At 27.1% G+C, this 18,551-nt stretch carries 22 protein-coding genes; 12 read left to right on the top strand and 10 right to left on the bottom strand.

What is annotated here, in order from left to right; genetic code table 4:
- Positions 1-17: 17 nt before the first annotated feature.
- The 10 genes from dnaK to RDJ14_RS01935 all read right to left on the bottom strand — a co-directional run bounded on the left by dnaK (position 18) and on the right by RDJ14_RS01935 (position 8,792).
- The gene (gene dnaK, locus RDJ14_RS01980) at positions 18-1,859 is read right to left on the bottom strand and encodes a molecular chaperone DnaK (protein ID WP_308149693.1); all 1,842 of its coding nucleotides are present in this window, start codon (positions 1,857-1,859) and stop codon (positions 18-20) included.
- 14 nt (positions 1,860-1,873) lie between these two features.
- Positions 1,874-2,485: a nucleotide exchange factor GrpE gene (grpE, locus tag RDJ14_RS01975; protein WP_308149692.1), complete on the bottom strand. Its 612-nt coding sequence runs from the start codon at positions 2,483-2,485 to the stop codon at positions 1,874-1,876.
- 14 nt (positions 2,486-2,499) lie between these two features.
- Entirely contained in the window at positions 2,500-3,510 is a 1,011-nt protein-coding gene (gene hrcA, locus RDJ14_RS01970; protein ID WP_308149691.1) for a heat-inducible transcriptional repressor HrcA, read from the bottom strand.
- 84 nt (positions 3,511-3,594) lie between these two features.
- Positions 3,595-5,736 carry an AAA family ATPase gene (locus RDJ14_RS01965; protein WP_308149690.1) on the bottom strand — a complete coding sequence of 714 codons (2,142 nt, stop codon included), beginning with the start codon at positions 5,734-5,736 and terminating at the stop codon, positions 3,595-3,597.
- 197 nt (positions 5,737-5,933) lie between these two features.
- The gene (locus RDJ14_RS01960) at positions 5,934-6,113 is read right to left on the bottom strand and encodes a hypothetical protein (RefSeq protein WP_308149689.1); all 180 of its coding nucleotides are present in this window, start codon (positions 6,111-6,113) and stop codon (positions 5,934-5,936) included.
- Between the two features lie 22 nt (positions 6,114-6,135).
- Positions 6,136-6,297, bottom strand: coding sequence for a hypothetical protein (locus RDJ14_RS01955; protein ID WP_308149688.1), 162 nt, complete (start codon positions 6,295-6,297; stop codon positions 6,136-6,138).
- Positions 6,298-6,359: 62 nt separating this feature from the next.
- Positions 6,360-6,785: a hypothetical protein gene (locus RDJ14_RS01950; protein ID WP_308149687.1), complete on the bottom strand. Its 426-nt coding sequence runs from the start codon at positions 6,783-6,785 to the stop codon at positions 6,360-6,362.
- Positions 6,786-6,847: 62 nt separating this feature from the next.
- Positions 6,848-7,060 (bottom strand): hypothetical protein, encoded by a 213-nt coding sequence (locus RDJ14_RS01945; protein ID WP_308149686.1) that lies wholly within the window; start codon positions 7,058-7,060, stop codon positions 6,848-6,850.
- Between the two features lie 22 nt (positions 7,061-7,082).
- Positions 7,083-7,391: a hypothetical protein gene (locus RDJ14_RS01940; RefSeq protein ID WP_308149685.1), complete on the bottom strand. Its 309-nt coding sequence runs from the start codon at positions 7,389-7,391 to the stop codon at positions 7,083-7,085.
- 159 nt (positions 7,392-7,550) lie between these two features.
- The gene (locus RDJ14_RS01935) at positions 7,551-8,792 is read right to left on the bottom strand and encodes a hypothetical protein (RefSeq protein WP_308149684.1); all 1,242 of its coding nucleotides are present in this window, start codon (positions 8,790-8,792) and stop codon (positions 7,551-7,553) included.
- 271 nt (positions 8,793-9,063) lie between these two features.
- Between RDJ14_RS01935 and RDJ14_RS01930 the strand changes: the two genes are divergently transcribed.
- The 12 genes from RDJ14_RS01930 to RDJ14_RS01875 all read left to right on the top strand — a co-directional run bounded on the left by RDJ14_RS01930 (position 9,064) and on the right by RDJ14_RS01875 (position 18,483).
- Positions 9,064-9,495 carry a hypothetical protein gene (locus tag RDJ14_RS01930; protein ID WP_308149683.1) on the top strand — a complete coding sequence of 144 codons (432 nt, stop codon included), beginning with the start codon at positions 9,064-9,066 and terminating at the stop codon, positions 9,493-9,495.
- Positions 9,496-9,719: 224 nt separating this feature from the next.
- Positions 9,720-10,118, top strand: a complete 399-nt coding sequence (locus RDJ14_RS01925) for a hypothetical protein (RefSeq protein WP_308149682.1) — start codon at positions 9,720-9,722, stop codon at positions 10,116-10,118.
- Positions 10,099-10,722, top strand: a complete 624-nt coding sequence (locus RDJ14_RS01920; protein ID WP_308149681.1) for an ATP-binding protein — start codon at positions 10,099-10,101, stop codon at positions 10,720-10,722. Before RDJ14_RS01925 ends, RDJ14_RS01920 begins: the two co-directional genes overlap by 20 nt.
- Before the next feature lie 21 nt (positions 10,723-10,743).
- The gene (gene dcm, locus RDJ14_RS01915; protein WP_308149680.1) at positions 10,744-12,363 is read left to right on the top strand and encodes a DNA (cytosine-5-)-methyltransferase; all 1,620 of its coding nucleotides are present in this window, start codon (positions 10,744-10,746) and stop codon (positions 12,361-12,363) included.
- Positions 12,350-13,111 carry a site-specific DNA-methyltransferase gene (locus RDJ14_RS01910; protein ID WP_308149679.1) on the top strand — a complete coding sequence of 254 codons (762 nt, stop codon included), beginning with the start codon at positions 12,350-12,352 and terminating at the stop codon, positions 13,109-13,111. Before dcm ends, RDJ14_RS01910 begins: the two co-directional genes overlap by 14 nt.
- Before the next feature lie 283 nt (positions 13,112-13,394).
- The gene (locus RDJ14_RS01905) at positions 13,395-13,679 is read left to right on the top strand and encodes a hypothetical protein (RefSeq protein WP_308149678.1); all 285 of its coding nucleotides are present in this window, start codon (positions 13,395-13,397) and stop codon (positions 13,677-13,679) included.
- 57 nt (positions 13,680-13,736) lie between these two features.
- Complete coding sequence (locus RDJ14_RS01900) at positions 13,737-14,099, top strand: hypothetical protein (RefSeq protein WP_308149677.1); 363 nt, start codon at positions 13,737-13,739, stop codon at positions 14,097-14,099.
- A 9-nt stretch (positions 14,100-14,108) separates the two neighbouring features.
- A complete protein-coding gene (locus tag RDJ14_RS01895) occupies positions 14,109-14,633 on the top strand; it encodes a hypothetical protein (protein ID WP_308149676.1) in 525 nt (174 codons plus the stop codon).
- A gap of 19 nt (positions 14,634-14,652) precedes the next feature.
- Positions 14,653-14,976 carry an Mbov_0395 family pilin-like conjugal transfer protein gene (locus RDJ14_RS01890; protein ID WP_308149675.1) on the top strand — a complete coding sequence of 108 codons (324 nt, stop codon included), beginning with the start codon at positions 14,653-14,655 and terminating at the stop codon, positions 14,974-14,976.
- An 80-nt stretch (positions 14,977-15,056) separates the two neighbouring features.
- A complete protein-coding gene (locus RDJ14_RS01885) occupies positions 15,057-16,166 on the top strand; it encodes a hypothetical protein (protein ID WP_308149674.1) in 1,110 nt (369 codons plus the stop codon).
- 79 nt (positions 16,167-16,245) lie between these two features.
- A complete protein-coding gene (locus RDJ14_RS01880) occupies positions 16,246-17,796 on the top strand; it encodes an Mbov_0396 family ICE element transmembrane protein (RefSeq protein ID WP_308149673.1) in 1,551 nt (516 codons plus the stop codon).
- Positions 17,797-17,856: 60 nt separating this feature from the next.
- Positions 17,857-18,483, top strand: a complete 627-nt coding sequence (locus tag RDJ14_RS01875; protein WP_308149672.1) for a hypothetical protein — start codon at positions 17,857-17,859, stop codon at positions 18,481-18,483.
- Positions 18,484-18,551: the final 68 nt, after the last annotated feature.

Raw genomic sequence — 18,551 nt, 5'->3', positions numbered from 1 at the left:
ATTCTCCAATCATTAATTTATTTTTGTGTTGCTTCAACATCAATAGTGTCGTCTTTATTACCTTCATGAATTTCAGGATTTTCGCCTTGAGTTTCTTGTTGATTCATGAATTGTTGTGCTGCAGCAAATGCTTGTTTTAATTGTTCTAATTTTTCTTTTAGTTCGTCATATTTTTTATCATCTAATGATTTTTGTAAATCATCACGTAGTTTTTTCAATTCTGCTAATTGTGGGTTTTCTGCATCACCATCTTTTTGCGATTTAGTAGCTTCAACTGTCATTTTGTCAATATCATAAATGTAAGCTTGCGCTTGGTTAGTTAATTCAATTTCTTCTTTATGTTTTAAGTCAGCTTCGTGATTCTTTTCGGCATCTTTAACCATTTTTTCAATTTCATCTTTGCTTAATGTTCCACTATTTGAAATCGTAATTTTTTGTTCTTTATTAGATTTTAAATCTTTGGCACTAACTGAAACAATTCCATTAACATCAATTTCAAAAGTAACTTCAATTTGGGGAACACCTCTTGGCGCTGCATCAATACCACTTAATTGGAAACGACCTAATGAATGGTTATCTTTAGCTAATGGGCGTTCACCTTGTAGCACACTAATGTCAACAGCAGGTTGATTATCTTCGGCAGTTGAAAATACTTGTGATTTTTGAGTCGGAACAGTCGTATTGCGGGGAATTAATGGTGTCATTACTCCTCCTAAAGTTTCAATTCCTAATGATAAAGGTGTAACGTCTAATAATAACACATCAGTTACATCACCTGATAACACACCACCTTGGATGGCAGCCCCTAAGGCTACTACTTCATCAGGGTTAACAGTACGGTTTGGTTCTTTACCAATTTCTGCTTTAATAACATCTTGCACAGCAGGAATTCTTGTTGAACCACCAACTAAAATTACTTCATCAATATCAGCTTTTGTTAATCCAGCTTCTTTTAAAGCATCACGCACAGGAGCAATCGTTCTTTTAACTAGTGCAGCTGTTAATTCATTAAAAGTAGCACGTGTTAATTTTTCATCTAAGTGTAATGGACCTGAAGCATTCATAGAAATAAAAGGTAATGAAATATTAGTTTGCATCACACCTGATAAATCTTTTTTGGCTTTTTCAGCAGCATCTTTTAAACGTTGCATTGCCATTTTGTCTTTTGATAAATCCACACCTGATGATGCTTTGAAATTTTTTACTAAATGTTTTACGATTAAGTCATCAAAGTCATCACCACCAAGTTGTTTATCACCACTAGTTGATAATACTTCAAAAGTTCCATTATCTAAATCTAGAATCGAAACGTCAAATGTTCCACCACCTAAATCAAATACTAAGATTTTGTGTTCTTTATCTTGTTTATCTAAACCATAGGCAATCGCAGCAGCAGTTGGTTCATTAATAATACGAACAACTTCTAGTCCGGCAATCGTTCCAGCATTTTTTGTTGCTTCACGTTCTTCGTTGTTGAAATAAGCAGGAACAGTAATAACTGCTTTCCCAATTTTTTTACCTAATTTTGCTTCAGCAAAAACTTTAATTGCACGTAATACTTCAGCAGATACTTCTTCTGGTTTACGTGTTTTACCAGCAGCTTTAACTGTTTCTTTGGTTCCCATAATTCTTTTTACTGATGATACTGTGTTGTCAGGGTCAGTGATTGCTTGACGTTTAGCAACGTCTCCGACCATGATTTGTCCATCTTTATATGCGACAACTGATGGTGTAGTTCGTGCACCTTCGGCGTTTTCAATAACTTTTGGTTTAGCACCTTCCATCACTGCCACACATGAGTTAGTTGTTCCTAAGTCGATTCCTAGAATAATTTCTTTGTTAGTTTTAGTTGTTGCCATGTTTTATCTCTCCTTTAATTTTTCTTAGTTGCATCTTTAGTTTCAGTTTGAAACACTTTAACTTTAATTGTGCTAATAACACGGTTGTGTAGTTCATAACCTTTAGCAATTACTTCAATGATGGTATTATTTTTCGTATTTTTGAAATTGTTAGTACCAGCATCTTTAATAATTTCGACAGCATCATGTTTATGAGAATTAAATTCTTCACCAACTTGTGCTGTAATTTCTTTTAATCCTTCGTGTTCTAATGAGCGAATTAGTTCGTCATAGATGAATTTGAATCCTACCAAGAAGTTTTCAACTTCTTTATTTTCGGTTTTAAAGTTTAGCGCTCGTTGGAAATTTAGTAATGCATGAACTAAATTTTTAATAATTTTTTGGTTAGCATATTTAGTATGCTCTTGATTTTGAATTTCTAGTTCTTTAATAGTGTTTAGTTTGGTTGCTAACATTAATTGTTTTTCATTAGCTTTGATTTTGGTAATTTGGTCTTGTAAATCTTTAATCGTTGTTTCAAAATTGATTTTATCGTTTAATGAAACCTCGGCAGAATTTTCTTCTACCATGACTGGAGTTTCGGTTGCTTGTTGTTCAAGATTAGTTTTTTTATCTTTTGCTGACATTTTATCTTCCTTTTCTATTTAAAATTTTTCATTAACGTTTGATTAATCCAGTTAAGGATTTCTGCTAGTTTTTCATATTCTAAACGCTTAGGTCCGACAATGGCGATTTGTCCTTGTTCACCATCATGAACTTTAAAGGTTGTCATAATCATCGCCATGTCATTATTTTCATTCCCTAACTCTTCACCAATTTTAATTTGGACGGTAGTATTATTTAATTGGTCGAAATACATTCATGGTGATTGTGATTCAATAAAGCGAATGATGGTTTTAATTTTGTTAATATCATTAAATTCGGGATTTTCTAACATATATTGTACCCCGTGGGTTGTTGATAATGGACGGGAGAAATTAATTAAAGTGTTAATAAAACCTTGAATAATAAACTCTGATTTTTGAACTTGTTGTTCAAGAATCGGTTTTAATAAATTAACTTTTTCACTAATTTCATTGATTTTTGTTCCTATTAGTCTCGTATTAAAAATATCAATAGCAATTGTTAAATCAGTTAGTGGTGTTTCTTGAATATTAAATATCTTATCTTGGACATGACCATTACTAGTAATACAAATTGCAAGCGCATTATCATTGCTAATAGGTACTAGTTCAATCTTTTTTAACGTATCTTCATTGAGGTTAGGCCCAATGACAACACTAATTAAATTAGTCATTTCGCTGAGAATATTACTCGTTTTATTTAGCACTTCGGTAATTACTAAATTGCGGTTTTCAAATACTTCAGCAATTTTGCGTTTTAATTCTACTAAAGTATGGTCTTCACCACTATTCATTAAGTTATCAACATAGTAACGATAACCTTTCGTGGACGGAATACGACCACTAGAACTATGAGTTTTTTCTAGTAAACCTAATGTTTCTAATTCGACACATTCATTACGAACAGTTGCACTAGAATAATTAACATTATTGTTTTCTAATAGTGTTTTACTACCAACTGGGAGTGCTGTTTTAATATATTGTTCAACAATAATTTTTAAAATTTGGGATTGTCTTTTCGATAACACGTTTCACCACCTTATTTTAGCATTCACTAACAATGAATGCTAAGACTTATATAATTATAACTAAGAACACAATAATAGCAAGTATTAATTGAATTTTAATTTGGAGCTAAGGATAAATTCTTGGTTTTTATCAATGGTAATCAGAAAGCGTTTATGAGGAATTAGTTCCTCTTTAATAATTGCTTGTGCTAATATTGTTTCAATATGATGCTGGATATAGCGTTTAATCGGTCGTGCTCCAAATTCTTCATCATAGGCATCTTTTAAGATTTTATCGATGATTTGTGGGTCATAAAATAATTGCAAATTTTTTTCTTGTTTTAACCGTAATAAGAGATTATCTAATTCTTTAGTAATAATTTCTTTGACTACTTGTTTGCTTAAAGGATTGAAAATAATGATTTCATCAATTCTATTAATAAATTCTGGGCGTAATGATTGTTTTAAAATCCGTAAAGCCTGCTCTTGACTATTATCTTTGCCACTAAGTAACTCTTGCGAACCAAGATTAGAAGTCATAATGATAATGGTATTTTTAAAGTCAATTAAGAATCCTTGACTATCAGTAATCCGACCTTCATCTAAAATTTGTAATAAGATGTTTAAAACATCAAGATGAGCTTTTTCCACTTCATCAAATAACACAATACTGTAAGGATTTCTTCTAACTTTTTCTGTTAATTGGCCACCATTTTCAAACCCAATGTAGCCTGGAGGTGAACCTAATAGTTTACTGACAGCATGTTTTTCCATAAACTCGGACATATCAATGCGAACCATATTTTTTTCACTATCAAATAGGGTATCAGCTAATGTTCTTGCCACTTCGGTTTTACCAACACCAGTTGGTCCTAAGAAAATAAATGAACCAATCGGACGGTTAGGGTCTTTAATGCCAGCTCGGGCACGAATTAAGGCATCACTTACTAATTTCAAAGCATTACTTTGTCCTTTAACTCTCGTATTAAGAATGTAAGGCAAGTTTAATAATTTATCTTTTTCACTCTCTAATAATCGCGCAACAGGAATACCAGTTCACTTAGCAACGACCATGGCAATATCATCATTAGTTACATCTTCACGTAATAAAGGATTATCTTTTTTAATGGCATCATTATCTTTTAAATCCTTTTCCAGATTAGGAATAATGCTATATTGTAACTCACCAGCTTTGGCAAAATTACCTGCTAGTTGGTAAATTTCTAATTGTGATTTAGCATTTTCTAACTGATTTTTTAAACTTGTAATGTGGTCTAATGCTGCTTTTTCGGTACTTCATTTACTTTCTAATTGTGTTAGTGTTATTTTTTTTGTATCTAATTCTTTGTTAACTGCTTGTAATCGAGTTTGGGAATTATCATCTTTTTCTTTGGTTAAAGCAGCTTTTTCGATTTCTAGTTGTAAAACTTTTCTTCGCAATTCATCTAAAGCACTAGGTACAGAAGCAATTTCAGTTTTAATACTAGCACAAGCTTCGTCAATTAAGTCAATAGCTTTATCAGGAAGGTAGCGATTGTTAATGTATTTATTAGATAAGAAAACAGCTTCACGTAAAGCGCTATCATGAATTTTAACACCATGATAGGCTTCGTAACGTTCTTTTAAACCACGTAAGATTGCAATCGTATCTTCTGTTGATGGTTCTTTAATTATCATTTTGCGGAAGCGGCGTTCTAAAGCAGCATCTTTTTCAATGTATTGACGGTATTCATCTAAGGTAGTAGCACCAATACAACGTAATTCACCACGGGCTAACATTGGTTTTAATAAATTAGAGGCATCGATAGCACCTTGGGTACGTCCAGCACCAATAATTAAATGTAGTTCGTCAATGAAAAGAATGATTTGTCCATCAGAGTTTTTAACTTTGTTAATAACTGCTTTTAGTCGTTCTTCGAATTCACCTTGGAATTTAGCACCAGCAATTAAGGCACCCATATCTAGTTCATAAATGATTTTATCTTTTAAGTTACTAGGGACATCACCACGAACTATGCGTTGTGCAAGTCCTTCAATAATAGCAGTTTTACCAATTCCTGGTAAACCAATTAGCACTGGGTTGTTTTTCGTTTTACGAGAGAGGATTTCTTCTACTTTGCGAATGTCGTCATCGCGACCGATAATTGGATCCATTTTTCCGATTTTAGCTTGGGCAATAAGGTTACGAGCAAATTTATCTAAAATTTTGGGGTCGTTGTTATAATTAGGGATTTCATTTAGTTGCATGATATCACTCCTTAACTTAGCACTACTGTTAGTTGATTGCTAATTAAATAATATGATAACAAAAAAAATTAGCAATTACAAGTAGTAACTGCTAATTTTTTGTTTTAATCATTTATAAATTAGAATAGTTTTAATAAGAGAAATGAGAAATATTCAATAAATTCTAAAAGTTTTTTACTTTACTTTAAAAATTTTATTTAATACTTGGTTCATTTAGAAGTGCTTGGAGTTTGAGTTTCTTCTTTTCTTTTTTCTTGCTCTTCATGTTCAGCTTTATTTGCAGCATCACGTATCTTTTTATATTTAATTCCTTGAGCAAGTTCTATATTAATTGCTGTCAATTCTTTTTGTAACTGTTTTTTTTCATCGTCATTCATTATTAATGATGCCTCCTTGAAATTAAATTTTCATTTTTTTAAATGGTGATTTTTTTCTAAGATCTGACTGAATTTTATCATTTTCTGTTAGTTCTTGTTGTAATTTGCTTATATCTTCTAGTATCTCTCCTTGTTCAAATTTTTCTCATGCTTCTTTAGGTTGATAAAAAAATCAATCACACATAATAGTGTTACTATTTTCAGATTGTTTAAAAATTTCTTTTATTTCTTCTATATTTTCAGACTTTAAAGATTTTGTAAATTCAATTTTTTCATTTCATTTTTCATTTCAATGTTTAATTTTTTCTTCATAAGTTTTTGCAAAACTTTTTTATTTTCTGTAAATTTTTCACTTAATTCTGTTCATAAGCTTTCAAAATTTTTATTTTTATTTTTTTCTAAAATTTGCTGAAAACCATTTAAAATTCGTTCTTGTTTGGCTTCAGGAGTCAAAGTTAAATAAATTTCTCTTGTTAATTCTTTATATTTTTGATTTTGTTTTATCTTTTCATTTTCTAACTTTTCTATTTTTTCTTCATATGATGTTTTCTTTTTTTTGAATACTCAATCTACTATTTTATTTCTTATATTATTTCATGGAATAGCAATAAAACCTAAAACAATTGAAACACCAATAGCTATTGGTTTAATAGCAACAATCCCTAAAATCACAGCAGTAGGGACTAATCCTAATGTTGTACTAAAAACAATGCATCCAAAAAATGCGATAAATTTTATAATTCATCATAAGTATTTCTTATATTTTTTTCTTCTACGCTTTCTTGTTCTAAAATCGTTGGTTTTAATTTTTCTTGTTCTTGTTCTGTATTAATGTTTTCTATAAAATCTGATAATGGAGTTTTAATAAGAGTTACATTATTAGTTTCTTCTGTTTTAATTCATTGTTCTTTATTTTCAACCATTTGTAAAAATTCATCGTAACTCAAACGGCTAATTTGCTGTACTACATTATCTTTTTCAAGAAAAATTATTAGTTCTAAAATTTCTTCTTTTTTCATCATCATGAATCTTTAATAATAAAGTAGGTTTGTTATTAATTTTTATTATTTCTTCATAAATAAAATAATCTTTTTCTACACCAGTACTAGTAATAACTGTTTTATATTGAGAATATCTTATATCTTCTAAATCATTTTTATATTTAAAAGTTTCACCATTATGTAAATTTTCTTCTTGTTTTATTAATTTTTCAATAAATTCTTCTGAATTAATTTTTATTTCTTCTTCTGATATAGTGTTGGTTTCAGACAAGTTCATTTTTTACCTCCTTGAAATTATATATTAACAAATATTAAAAATTTTATAATATATAACTATTGAGGGACAATCCTCTCTTATTAGAAACATATTTTATTGTTTTTAGTTCATTATTTGCCATTTTTCAAATTTATATTTAGGATGTTCAGTATGTTATATTTAGGCTTGATTAACAACTTTACTAGTAGTTTGAGGACTACTAATATTGGCTTCTTCAATATTAGATTTATCCCTTATTAAATCAATATCAAAACTTTCTTTTATACTACTGTTTAAATCTGATTCTGTTAGTTTTAATTGATTATCTAAAAGATTAATACCCTTACTAGTTTTTAGACATTCTTTAATGCGTACTTTTTCAGATTCAAAATTAGGATGTTCAGTGATGTTTTCCATATTTCATTCTTTAAATATTTCTACTCGGAAAATCTTTTTAACTACTCATTTTAAAAATGACTTAAATATTCCATTTTTTGATTGATATTGATGCAAGAATAGTTTTTTTACAATTAAATCACTATTTTGTAAAATTGTTGTTTGAGGGCTTGAAATAGTATGTTTTTTTAACTGTACATTCTCTTTTGTTAATTTATTATACTCTTCTTTTAGATTACCAAGTTCTGTTGTTAAGTATTTATTAAACTCTTCTAATTCAACAATCTTAGGTTTAATATTTTCATTATTTTCTACAATTTCTGATTCTAAACTAGAAAATTTATGTTTAACTTCTTCTAGTTCTTGTTGTGTATTCTCTAATTTAATTTTAAGTGATTTATTTTCTTGTATTACTTCACTAAACTCATTGCTTATTTCATCATTATCCTTAGTAATTTCTTCTTTTTCTGTTGTTAAACTTTTTATTGTGTTTTGTAATTCCTTATTCTCTCTAGTAACCTCTTTTAATTGTGATGTAATACTTTCAATTTCTTGAGTTTTAGTATCTAATTGTTCTTGTAATTCTTTATTTCCATTTTTAATTTCTTTCTGTTGTTTTATAGAAATATTTATTTTATTTTGTAAATCTTTATTTTTATCAGTTAATTCCTTAAAATAACTATCATAGTAAATTGCTGAGTCTCCACTTTCTTTAATAACACTTTTTAAATCTTTATTCTGTTTTTCCAACTGTTCCTTTTCATCTGAAACTACTTTTAAATTACTTTTTAATTCTTCAACTTCATCAATTAATCTTTTCATTTCGGTTTCTACTTCATCAAAGATTTTTCTATCTAAAAGTAAGTTTACCTTATTAGTTAACTCAGTCACTTGAGTTTTACTTTCTAATAACTCAGTTTCTAAACTTTTGATTTGTTCTTGTAATTTTTCAGTTTCTTTCTTTCCTAAATTAATATCACTATTTGTGCTTAGAATACTAACATCTAAATCTTGACCATGAGCCATTATTAGTCATTTCCTTTCAAAAAAAGTCTTACAACAAATACTAATACTTGCCAAAGACTTTTGAATCATTTATTTTATTTTTTTACACATTATAATTTCTAAATTTCTACAATATGTATTGGAGGTTGAGTAAAGTTGTTTCCGGATAATATATAACCCTCCAAAGTTTTATTACCCAACCCCCTAAACGTCTATACAATTTAAAGATAATAGAATGTCTTTTCAATTCACTTAATATTAAGTGAATTTTTTATTTAGAAAGGAGAAGTTGATGTCATTAACTAAATTTGAGAATGATTTTTTATTAGATGCTAAACAAAAATTTGAAAAAGAAATTTCTAGTGTTTTAGTTGATATTGATAAAAGTAATAAATCATTAATTGTTACTTTTAAAAATAACGATATTAATTTAATAAAAACTTATAGTTTAAAAAATTGAGATGACAATTATCAAACATGGATTGATAACTTTAAAGTTCATTTACTAGCTGAAAGTAATAAAAAAATTAATGTTGTGGATATTCCTAATGACACAGAAGTTTTTATCAAAAATGTGCTTCTTGTTATAAACCAAATCCTTATGGTGATTTATTATGTTCTAAGTGTTATGAGCACATTGATCAGCATTATGAAAAGGAACAACAAAAATATCAAGCACATAAAATCAAGAGATAGATTAAAAAAGTTATTTATTAACTTTTAATTTAAGCACTTAATCTTAATCTGCACTAAGAAAGAAGTGATAAATAAAATATTTTAAAATTATTTTTTTATTTAAGCTAAGTGCAGATAGCAACATTAGCAATTTTCTAGTTGCATAAAAAAATCATACAAAGCATGACCATCTATGTTTTAAACATAGAATAAAACAAAGATTTTAAACATTGTTTATTTAAAAACATAGTTTTAAACAAAGGAGAAAAAAACATGACTAAATCAGAAAAAACTTTTACTAACATTTTCCTTAACAAAAATTGAATTATTACTGAAACTCCAAATGCCATTGAAATTATTAGTCCCGAGCAATATTTTAATAAAACAGATGACAATGCTAATATTGGAATTTGATTTAGCAAGACGATTGCTTTTAATTCTATTAAATATCCTAATCAAATGGTTATTGGCATTGATTTTGATAAAGAATATGAAATTGTTACTTCTTATCGTAATAGTACTAACACTTCAAAAGAAATTATTAAAGGCAAAGATTTATATGATCAATTTCAAGTTATAAGACAACAAATTAAAGATAAATATTTTAATAATCGTAATCAGACCTTTAAGCCAAATAATAGTAAAAATCAAGATGGTAAATGGTTGAAATAAAACCATGATTAAACTACTACCACATATTGATGCTATTAAAAATAATCAACAAGTTAAAGGAATTTATCTTTATGGTGAGTTTGGAATTGGTAAAACTTATGCCATGAACCAGTTATTAGAAGAAACTAAAAAAGTACAAGTAATTAATGGTAATGTTGAAAATACTACTTTTAGTGAATATCGCGGATATTTAATTGTCTGACCAACACTAATTAATGAATTAAAACAAAATATGAACAATAAAGATAGTACAACTTATTATCAACATGACTGAAAAAAATTTATCAATTGTCAAATTTTAATAATTGATGACATTGGCGGTGAAATTGCATCTGATTGAGAATTAAGAGAAATTTTATTTCCTTTACTTAATAATCGGATTGAAAAGAAATTAACAACTTTCTTTACTAGTAACTTTAGTATTAAAGAATTAACTAATCATTATTTAAAAAAATCTGATGTTATTACCGTTGGTAGGGTAATAGATCGAATTAGAGGATTAACTCAAGAAGTATTACTAACTGGAGAAAATCTAAGGCGAAATTCTTGAAATGATGATTCTACGATTGACTTATCCAAACTGGAGCATAAGAGAAAAATGTAAATTAGAAAGGAATCAAATAATATGGAAACTATTAAAGTCTTAGAATTGTTTGGTGGGATTGGAGCACCACGTAAAGCTTTAGAAAATTTAGGATTCAATGTTAAAACAATTGATTATGTGGAATGATGAAAATGACCAGTTACAGCATATAATAAATTATTTAATAATGCTTACCAGACACAAGATGTTAATAGTTGAAACCATAATATTGATTTATTATTTCATGGTTCTCCTTGTCAAGACTGAAGCAATGCTGGTAAACAAGATTTATCAACAGGACGTAGTTTACTATATTTAAAGACTTTAGAAATAATTGAAAAGCAGTTATTTCCAAAACCCAAATATATTGTTTGAGAAAATGTTCCTGGTTTAGTATCAAAGAAACATTGAAAATACTTTCAATATTATTTAGATACTTTGCAAAGGCTGGGTTATACCAATTATTGAAAAATATTAAATGCTAAAGATTTTGGAATTCCCCAATCACGTAATCGTGTCTTTGTTGTTTCTATTCATAATGATGTACAACAAACTTTTGATTTTGATAAATTAAAATTACAAGCAATGAAACCACTTTTAAACTTTATTAATATTCATGAAACAGATATTAGTTATTTTATTAAAAGTCAAAGTATGCAAAAAGCAGTAGCTGCAGGCAGAGTAAAAATTATTGATGAGTATACTAATACTGTAACAACCAAACAAGACCGTTGAAACAATGCAGGTGCTTTGCCAATTCCCTTAACTATTAAAAACTTAGAACAAGGTAAAGTAAAAATCGATAATTTAACAACTTTCAATGCTGATAATTATGTAACACTTACTGATCAAGAAAATGCTACGATTAAAACTTTACAAAGCAATAATCGTTGTAAAGTAGCAATTCCAATTGATAATCAAGGATTTAATAGTTCTGGCAAAACCAATATTAACTTAAATAATTTTATTCAAGAAAATTATGTTTATGACAGCACCAATCCTAATACAACTATCGGTACAATTACAACTAACATTAAGCAAAGCAAACTTGCGATTCCATTAACTAATGAATGTTTAGAAATTAAAGAACATAAAGACTTTAGTAACTTTATAACTTTGCCAAGAAGTAGTGATGGCAAAGTTGTTAATGGTGCATATAATCGGATTTGAAAAATTGCTAATACTAATGCTTACACTGGTACAGTTGCAGCAAGTAATCCTTTAAAAATTGCCATCCCCATTATGGAAGTTAATAAAGACTACAAGTACAAAATGTCAGATGGCACTTCCCGACCAATTGGTGAAATTAATAAAGAAGGCAAAATCACAATTCCTATTACTAATAATCATAGTGCTAATAAAATTGGTGTTTCAGTAGTACCAACTATTACTACTAATGGTAATGTTAAAGTTATTATTCCTGCTATTAATCCAATTCCTAATATTCCAATCTTTATCATTAATGGTAAACCTTATCATTTAAGAATTCTAACCCCCAAAGAAACATGGTTACTGATGGGTTTTACTACTAATGATTTTAATAAAGTCAAAGATATGCCTAAAACACACTTATATCACATGGCTGGAAATTCAATTGTTGTCCCAGTATTAGAAGCAATTTTTCAAGAACTACTTAAGGATTTTAAAAATGGAACCCATTAAAACTGATTTAGGAAAATTATTTAATACTGATGCTTTAGAGTTTATTAAAACCATTGCTGATAATTCAATTGATTTAATTTTAACTGATCCACCTTATTTATATGAAATGACTGAAAAAAATATTAGGAATACTAATTTAGAACAAATGTCAGAGGTAGAATACCGCAAACGAAAAAATCAAAATGATTTAATTAATAATAATATTCATAAATCAATTGATATTAAAGCTTACTGTGATGAATTTTTACGAATTAGTAAAAATAATTTCATGTTAATTTGAATGAATAGCCATCAAATTAAAGAATACTTAGATTGAGTATATTCTAAAAAATTAAAATTCAACTTTTATATTTGAGAAAAAACTAATCCTATGCCCTTAAATACTTTTGTTTATCAAGATAAAGAGTATTGCATGATTATTTATGATAATAAAAAACGAATTCCTAATTATTTAAATAACTATCAACATAAGAAAACAATTTTAAAATATCCGATTGGTCAAGAGACTAATGGTCATCCAACGGTTAAACCTTTAAAAATGATTAAATTTCTGATTGAAAAACATTCTAAACCTAACGATTTAATTTTAGATCCATTTATGGGTTCTGGTACTACTGCTCTAGCTTGTGAACAATTAACTCGCCAATGGTTAGGAACTGAGCTGAATACTCAATTCTTTGCTATCTGTAATGAGCGTTTAACTTATGTTCAAAGAGAATTAATTTTTAATTTTGAAAGTGAGAATTAAAATGTGTTTATTTTGTAAAAGAGAAAAAATATTTGGTATGACTTTCATTACTATTAATAATCAACCACTTTCTTGATGTCAAGATTGTGAACATAAAATTATGTTTGAAGCATATCAAAACTTAAATATTAAAAGAACTATTAAGTTTTAATTAAATACTATCATTCATTAGTTATTGGTACGCTAATGATGTACGGGGCTGGTAACCCTAACCATAAGCAATACCAGCTTAAATGCTATAGTCAAAAAAGACAATAAACCATTTTTATTAAGGAGGGATATTATGTCCATTAATAAAATTATTAAAGAAAAATTACCAGTAACTAGTCAAACATTACCACACCCTAATACCACTATTACTCATTGTAAATATACTAATTACGAATATTGCACACAATGTAAAGAACATAAATTAACTAAATGTAATGAAAAATTAATTTTTCAAAGTTATCAACAAGTTAGTAATGTAAGATGACATTTATTTTTTGTATGTGGTAAAAATCATAAAGTTATTCGATGAGTAATAATTGATAATAAAAGTGTTGTTATTGGTAATGTCAAAAATTAAATTTATTAACTAACAGAATCCTAAAGTGGATTCTTTTTTTATTTTAAGGAGGAAACAATGAAAGACCAAAAAATTATAGTTATGAATGATTTACTGCAAGATGCAGTTAATTATTTTATTACTGATATTAAAGAAAACTTTGATATTGATTTAGAAAATAAAATTTTAAATGATGAAGAATATGAGCAAGTTCAAGAACGCTCTTTAGAAGCAATTTTTGAATATGAAGTTTATAATCAGAAACTTTTTGAATTATTTTGACCATTATACGCTGAAGGTTATAATCCATTAGAAAAAGTACAAGAATTAGAAAATACTGAACCAACAATTGTCTTAGATTCATTAAGAGAATTTGTTATTGACACTATTTTTGAACACCAAGAAGAATTAAAAATTAATTCGCAAAAAATAAAAAGATAAAGAATATTTATGAAAAAATTTTTAAAAACTTTTCTTTTTCTTAATATCGTTTCTATGGCTTCTTTTACCACAGCTTGTACTTTTAATGGTGGTGGGAGCTCTGATCCAACTCCAACACCACCAATTCCTAAGCCACATGATATTAAATATTGACAAACTTTAAAAAAACAAGATATTTCCTTTAGTAGTGATTGTGATAGTATGCTCCAAGAAATTAAAAGTAATAAAGATCAATATGATAATCAAGAACAATATCAATGTGCTTTAGATGAGGTTACTGCCGAAAAATACTTATATCAAGCTTCTATTAATAATTGTGATTATCAAATTTTGTTATTAGAAAAAATTACTAATTTTACACCTGAACAAAAAGTCCTTGCTATTAAAACATTACAAACAGAAATTATGAATTTAAACCATGAATTAATTTTAAAACAAAAGTATCCTTATGATTATTCAAAAACAGAATTATCAATTCTTACTAAACAAATTAATGATACTCAAACAATTTTAAATCAATTATTAAAACCTTAATTTTAGAGGAGGAACTCAAATGTTAAAATTTTTATTAACTTTAAATGATAGTGGAGGCGGAGGTAACACACCAGACTTTAGTGGTTTAATGCAACAAGTAACAATATATGTTAACTTAGCATTAGGTTTACTAATAGGTTTAATAGCCCTAGCAGCCATTATTAAGGCTGCAGTTATTTCTGGCAAAATGATTGCTGCAGCAGATGATCACGAAAGACGTGGTAGTTTATGAGATGGTATTAAATGAATTATTATCATTTTGGGTGTAGTTATTGTTATTGATGGTTTAGCAAATATTATTATTCAAATTGTTAAATCCAGCGTGACACCAATTAATACGTAATATTTTGTTAAAACTTATATTTATGTATTATAAATTAATGTTATAATCAAGAAAGTTAAGCGATTTAGGGGGTACCATTAGTGAATATAAAAGATATAGTTACTCTTGTATTTTCTATTTTAGCTATTTTAGTTTCTATAGCATTATTAATATATAATATTTATAATTTTAAATGAAATAAACATAATAATTACATAAAAAGAAAGCAAATAATAATTGAAAGTTTTAATAAACATAAAAATGAATTAATTAATTTAAAATATGATAATATTCAAGATTTTAATTATGTAGTTTCAATGAATTATGAAAAAAATAAAATTTCTTTAATAAACACTTTAAATATAGTAAAGAGTTGTTTATTTGATAGTGAACTATTTTATGAATCAATGTTTTACTGTCAATCATGTAGAAACTTTTATAAACCAGAAGCTATTAAACTAATATTGGAAATCATTAAAAGTGATTTATATGGTTATGGTCTTTTTTCAATAATAAAATTAGAAATTAATAATAAAAAAGATTTCTATTCCAATACTAGCGAATTTTTATCTTTTGTAAAAAAACAAAGTGTTTATTATTCTAAATATTTTGATTTAGAAATTGAATTATTTTCTCAGAAGAATAATCTTAAAGAATTTCAAAATTATATTTTTTGTAATACTGAAGATAAGTGTTGCTTATCTTTAGTAAGTTTTTTAAAACATAAAAATGATAAAAATAATATTAATAATTCAAAAATACCTAAAATTAAAACTTATGTTGAAACTTATTATAAATGTTTTTATGATAAAAAATTTAAAAAGTATATTGAAGATTATTTTGAATCAAAAAAATGGACTATTGACATAAATTTTATGGATTCAGAAAATTTTATTGATTTAAATTTATTTACAGATATTACAAATAAAAATAGTTATTTAGCTTACTTACTATATGGATTTAAATCGCTTAATTATATTCCTGAAGAAGAGTGAATTAAAAATTATGATAAGAATAAAGTAAATTCTATTTTCAAAAAACAAAAATATACTAAAAAAGAATTCAAAGTTATATCAAATTTAAAAGTTAATAAAAATATTTTATTTTTTGTTTCAAAATGTCATTTTTGTTTATTTGATCATTTAGCATTTGAACAAATAATACCACTTGATATTTTAAGAAAATTTCTAAAAAGTAATATTAAAAAATAATTACTATTAATACTAAAATACATTTTAACTTACAGTTTATTTTAAACTGTTTTTTATTTTATAGAAGGAGGTTGTTTATATGATTAAAAATGCTTTACTAGGTCTTTGATGAGATGTTTTTATTCAAGGATCATTGTATATTATTAATGCTTTCTCAAAAGTATTAAATTATTTAACTGGTGGAGTTATAACTGATTTACTATTTGGTTCACATCAAAGTTTTTCATTTAGTAATATTCCGATGCAATTTTGATGATTTGTAATTGTTGCAATTTCGATTTGAGTAGTATTTTTTACTATTCAGTTATTAGTAATTCAATTTCGTGAAGAAACAGAAATTAAAGTTAAATTTATTTTAGCATTTACTAATGGTGCCAAAGGATTTGCTTTTATGTTTATTATTCCGATTGCATTTTTCTTAATGAATTTTATTATTCAAGGATTTGCAAATTTAATTATTAATAACTTTGGTAATAATAACAATATTGCTCAATATTTATGACATATTGGCGATGCTAATTGAGATGGAACAGCAAATGGTGTTCCTAGTGACTTTGGAACACCTGATAATATTGGTTCTTATAATGTCATTGTTCAAACATTTGGAACATGATTTATGGGAATTGGATTATTTATGGTTGGTTTGTTATTAACTCAAAAAGTAATTGAACTATTTCTATTATTTTGTATTTCACCACTAGTTATGGTGGGAATGACACTTGATGAAGGAAAAGCAGCTAATACTTGAAAAGATATGGTTATTGCTAAATTCTTAGCTTCTACAGCAACCTTAATTGGATACTTTATTTTTATATCAGCATTACAAGCTATTATTCATAATGGTACGCCAAGTTTAGAAACAGGTGACTTTACCAAACAATTATTCTTATTATTATTCTTATGTGCTGGAGCACTAGCAATGCTTAGCTTTGCTGATATAGCAGCACAATTAGTTGGTGAAGCAGCAGGAATTCGTGAAGGATTTAGCTCCTTTAAATCAACTGTCGCTGGTATGGGAATGATGATGGGAGCAGCCAAAATAACTGGAAAAGCTTTGGGTATGACTAAGAGTAAAAGAGCATTGCGGGCAATGGGAAACTCTGGTGGTGCTTTAAATCAAGCAGTTAATTCAATAAATGATAGTCAAACTAATGAACCATTGTTTAAAAGTACAAACTTCATGAATGCAACCACTGGTATGACTTCAAGAAGTGGTATTGTTGGATTAGCAGGGCTTGGATTAGGAATTTTAGGTGCTACTGTTGGAGCAGGTAGTGCTGGCTTAAGAAATTCTTATCGTAATAAAAAAGTATCAATTGGTCAAGACATTGATGGTAATAAAAGAAAAGTTAAATTACATAGAACTAAAACTTTAGCAGCGACAACATTATCTGCACCATTTACTTTCGCTAAACATGGTACTAAAAAAGTTGGAAGTGTTGCTGGCAAAAGTATTAAACATGTTTATGATGCTTCTATTGGTCATGGTGTAAATATTCATAAAAAAGTTAATGAAGAATCACTTGAAAAACTAAGTAAAAAAGTTAATGAAAAATCTAAAAATTCAATTAATATTGAAGAATATAATAAGAAAAAAGCAAAATTACCTAAAGCAAAATCAAGTAAATAGATTTTAAATAATTACAATGTTATAATTTATTTATAAATTTATAAATAAAAGGTGATTATAATGGGTCTATGAAAACTACTTGGTGGTGAAATAAACTGAGCAAGAGTAAATAAAATAGCTTTAAAAGAACAATATCAAATAATGGATTCTATTATTGCTAGTATTTTATTTGCTGAAACAGATGCAAAGATGGAAGATATTATTGAATACAAAGTAAATAGATTAATTAAAATATATAAAAATCAGTCTAAAGAAAGTATGTTAGAAGGATTTGAGTGAATTTTAAAATCAATGGGTGTTGAAGCACCAACTAAAAATAGATATCCTGAATTTGAACGTATTTTATCAGATCCATTATTACCAAGTCAAAGAAAATTAAAACAAAATCCTCATTGACAAGAAAATTGATATAGAGCCCAACAATGACTTTTAAATCAAGAAAAAACTAAGTTATCTGAAGTAGAAAAATTACAATTAAAACAAGAAATATTAGAATCAAAACATAAAAAAAATATTGATGAATTAGTTGACTGAAATAAACATTTGCAAGAAGAAAATGAAAAATTGCAAAATGAAGTTGAATATTTAAAATCAATTGCATTCAAAGAATCAAAATCAAAGAAAAAAATCTGAGGAGAAAAACTTACTATTAAAGAATTACAACACTTTTCTAGAAAAAATAAATAATGTAAACATTTAAAGAACTGAATAAAATTCAGTTCTTTTTTTATTTTAAAAGGAGCATCTTATGGAAA

This window comes from Spiroplasma sp. AdecLV25b (assembly GCF_030913225.1).
Lineage (GTDB): Bacteria > Bacillota_I > Bacilli_A > Mycoplasmatales > VBWQ01 > Spiroplasma_E.
The sequence above is the reverse complement of the archived record's forward strand: the minus strand, read 5'-3'. Positions and strand labels throughout refer to the sequence as shown.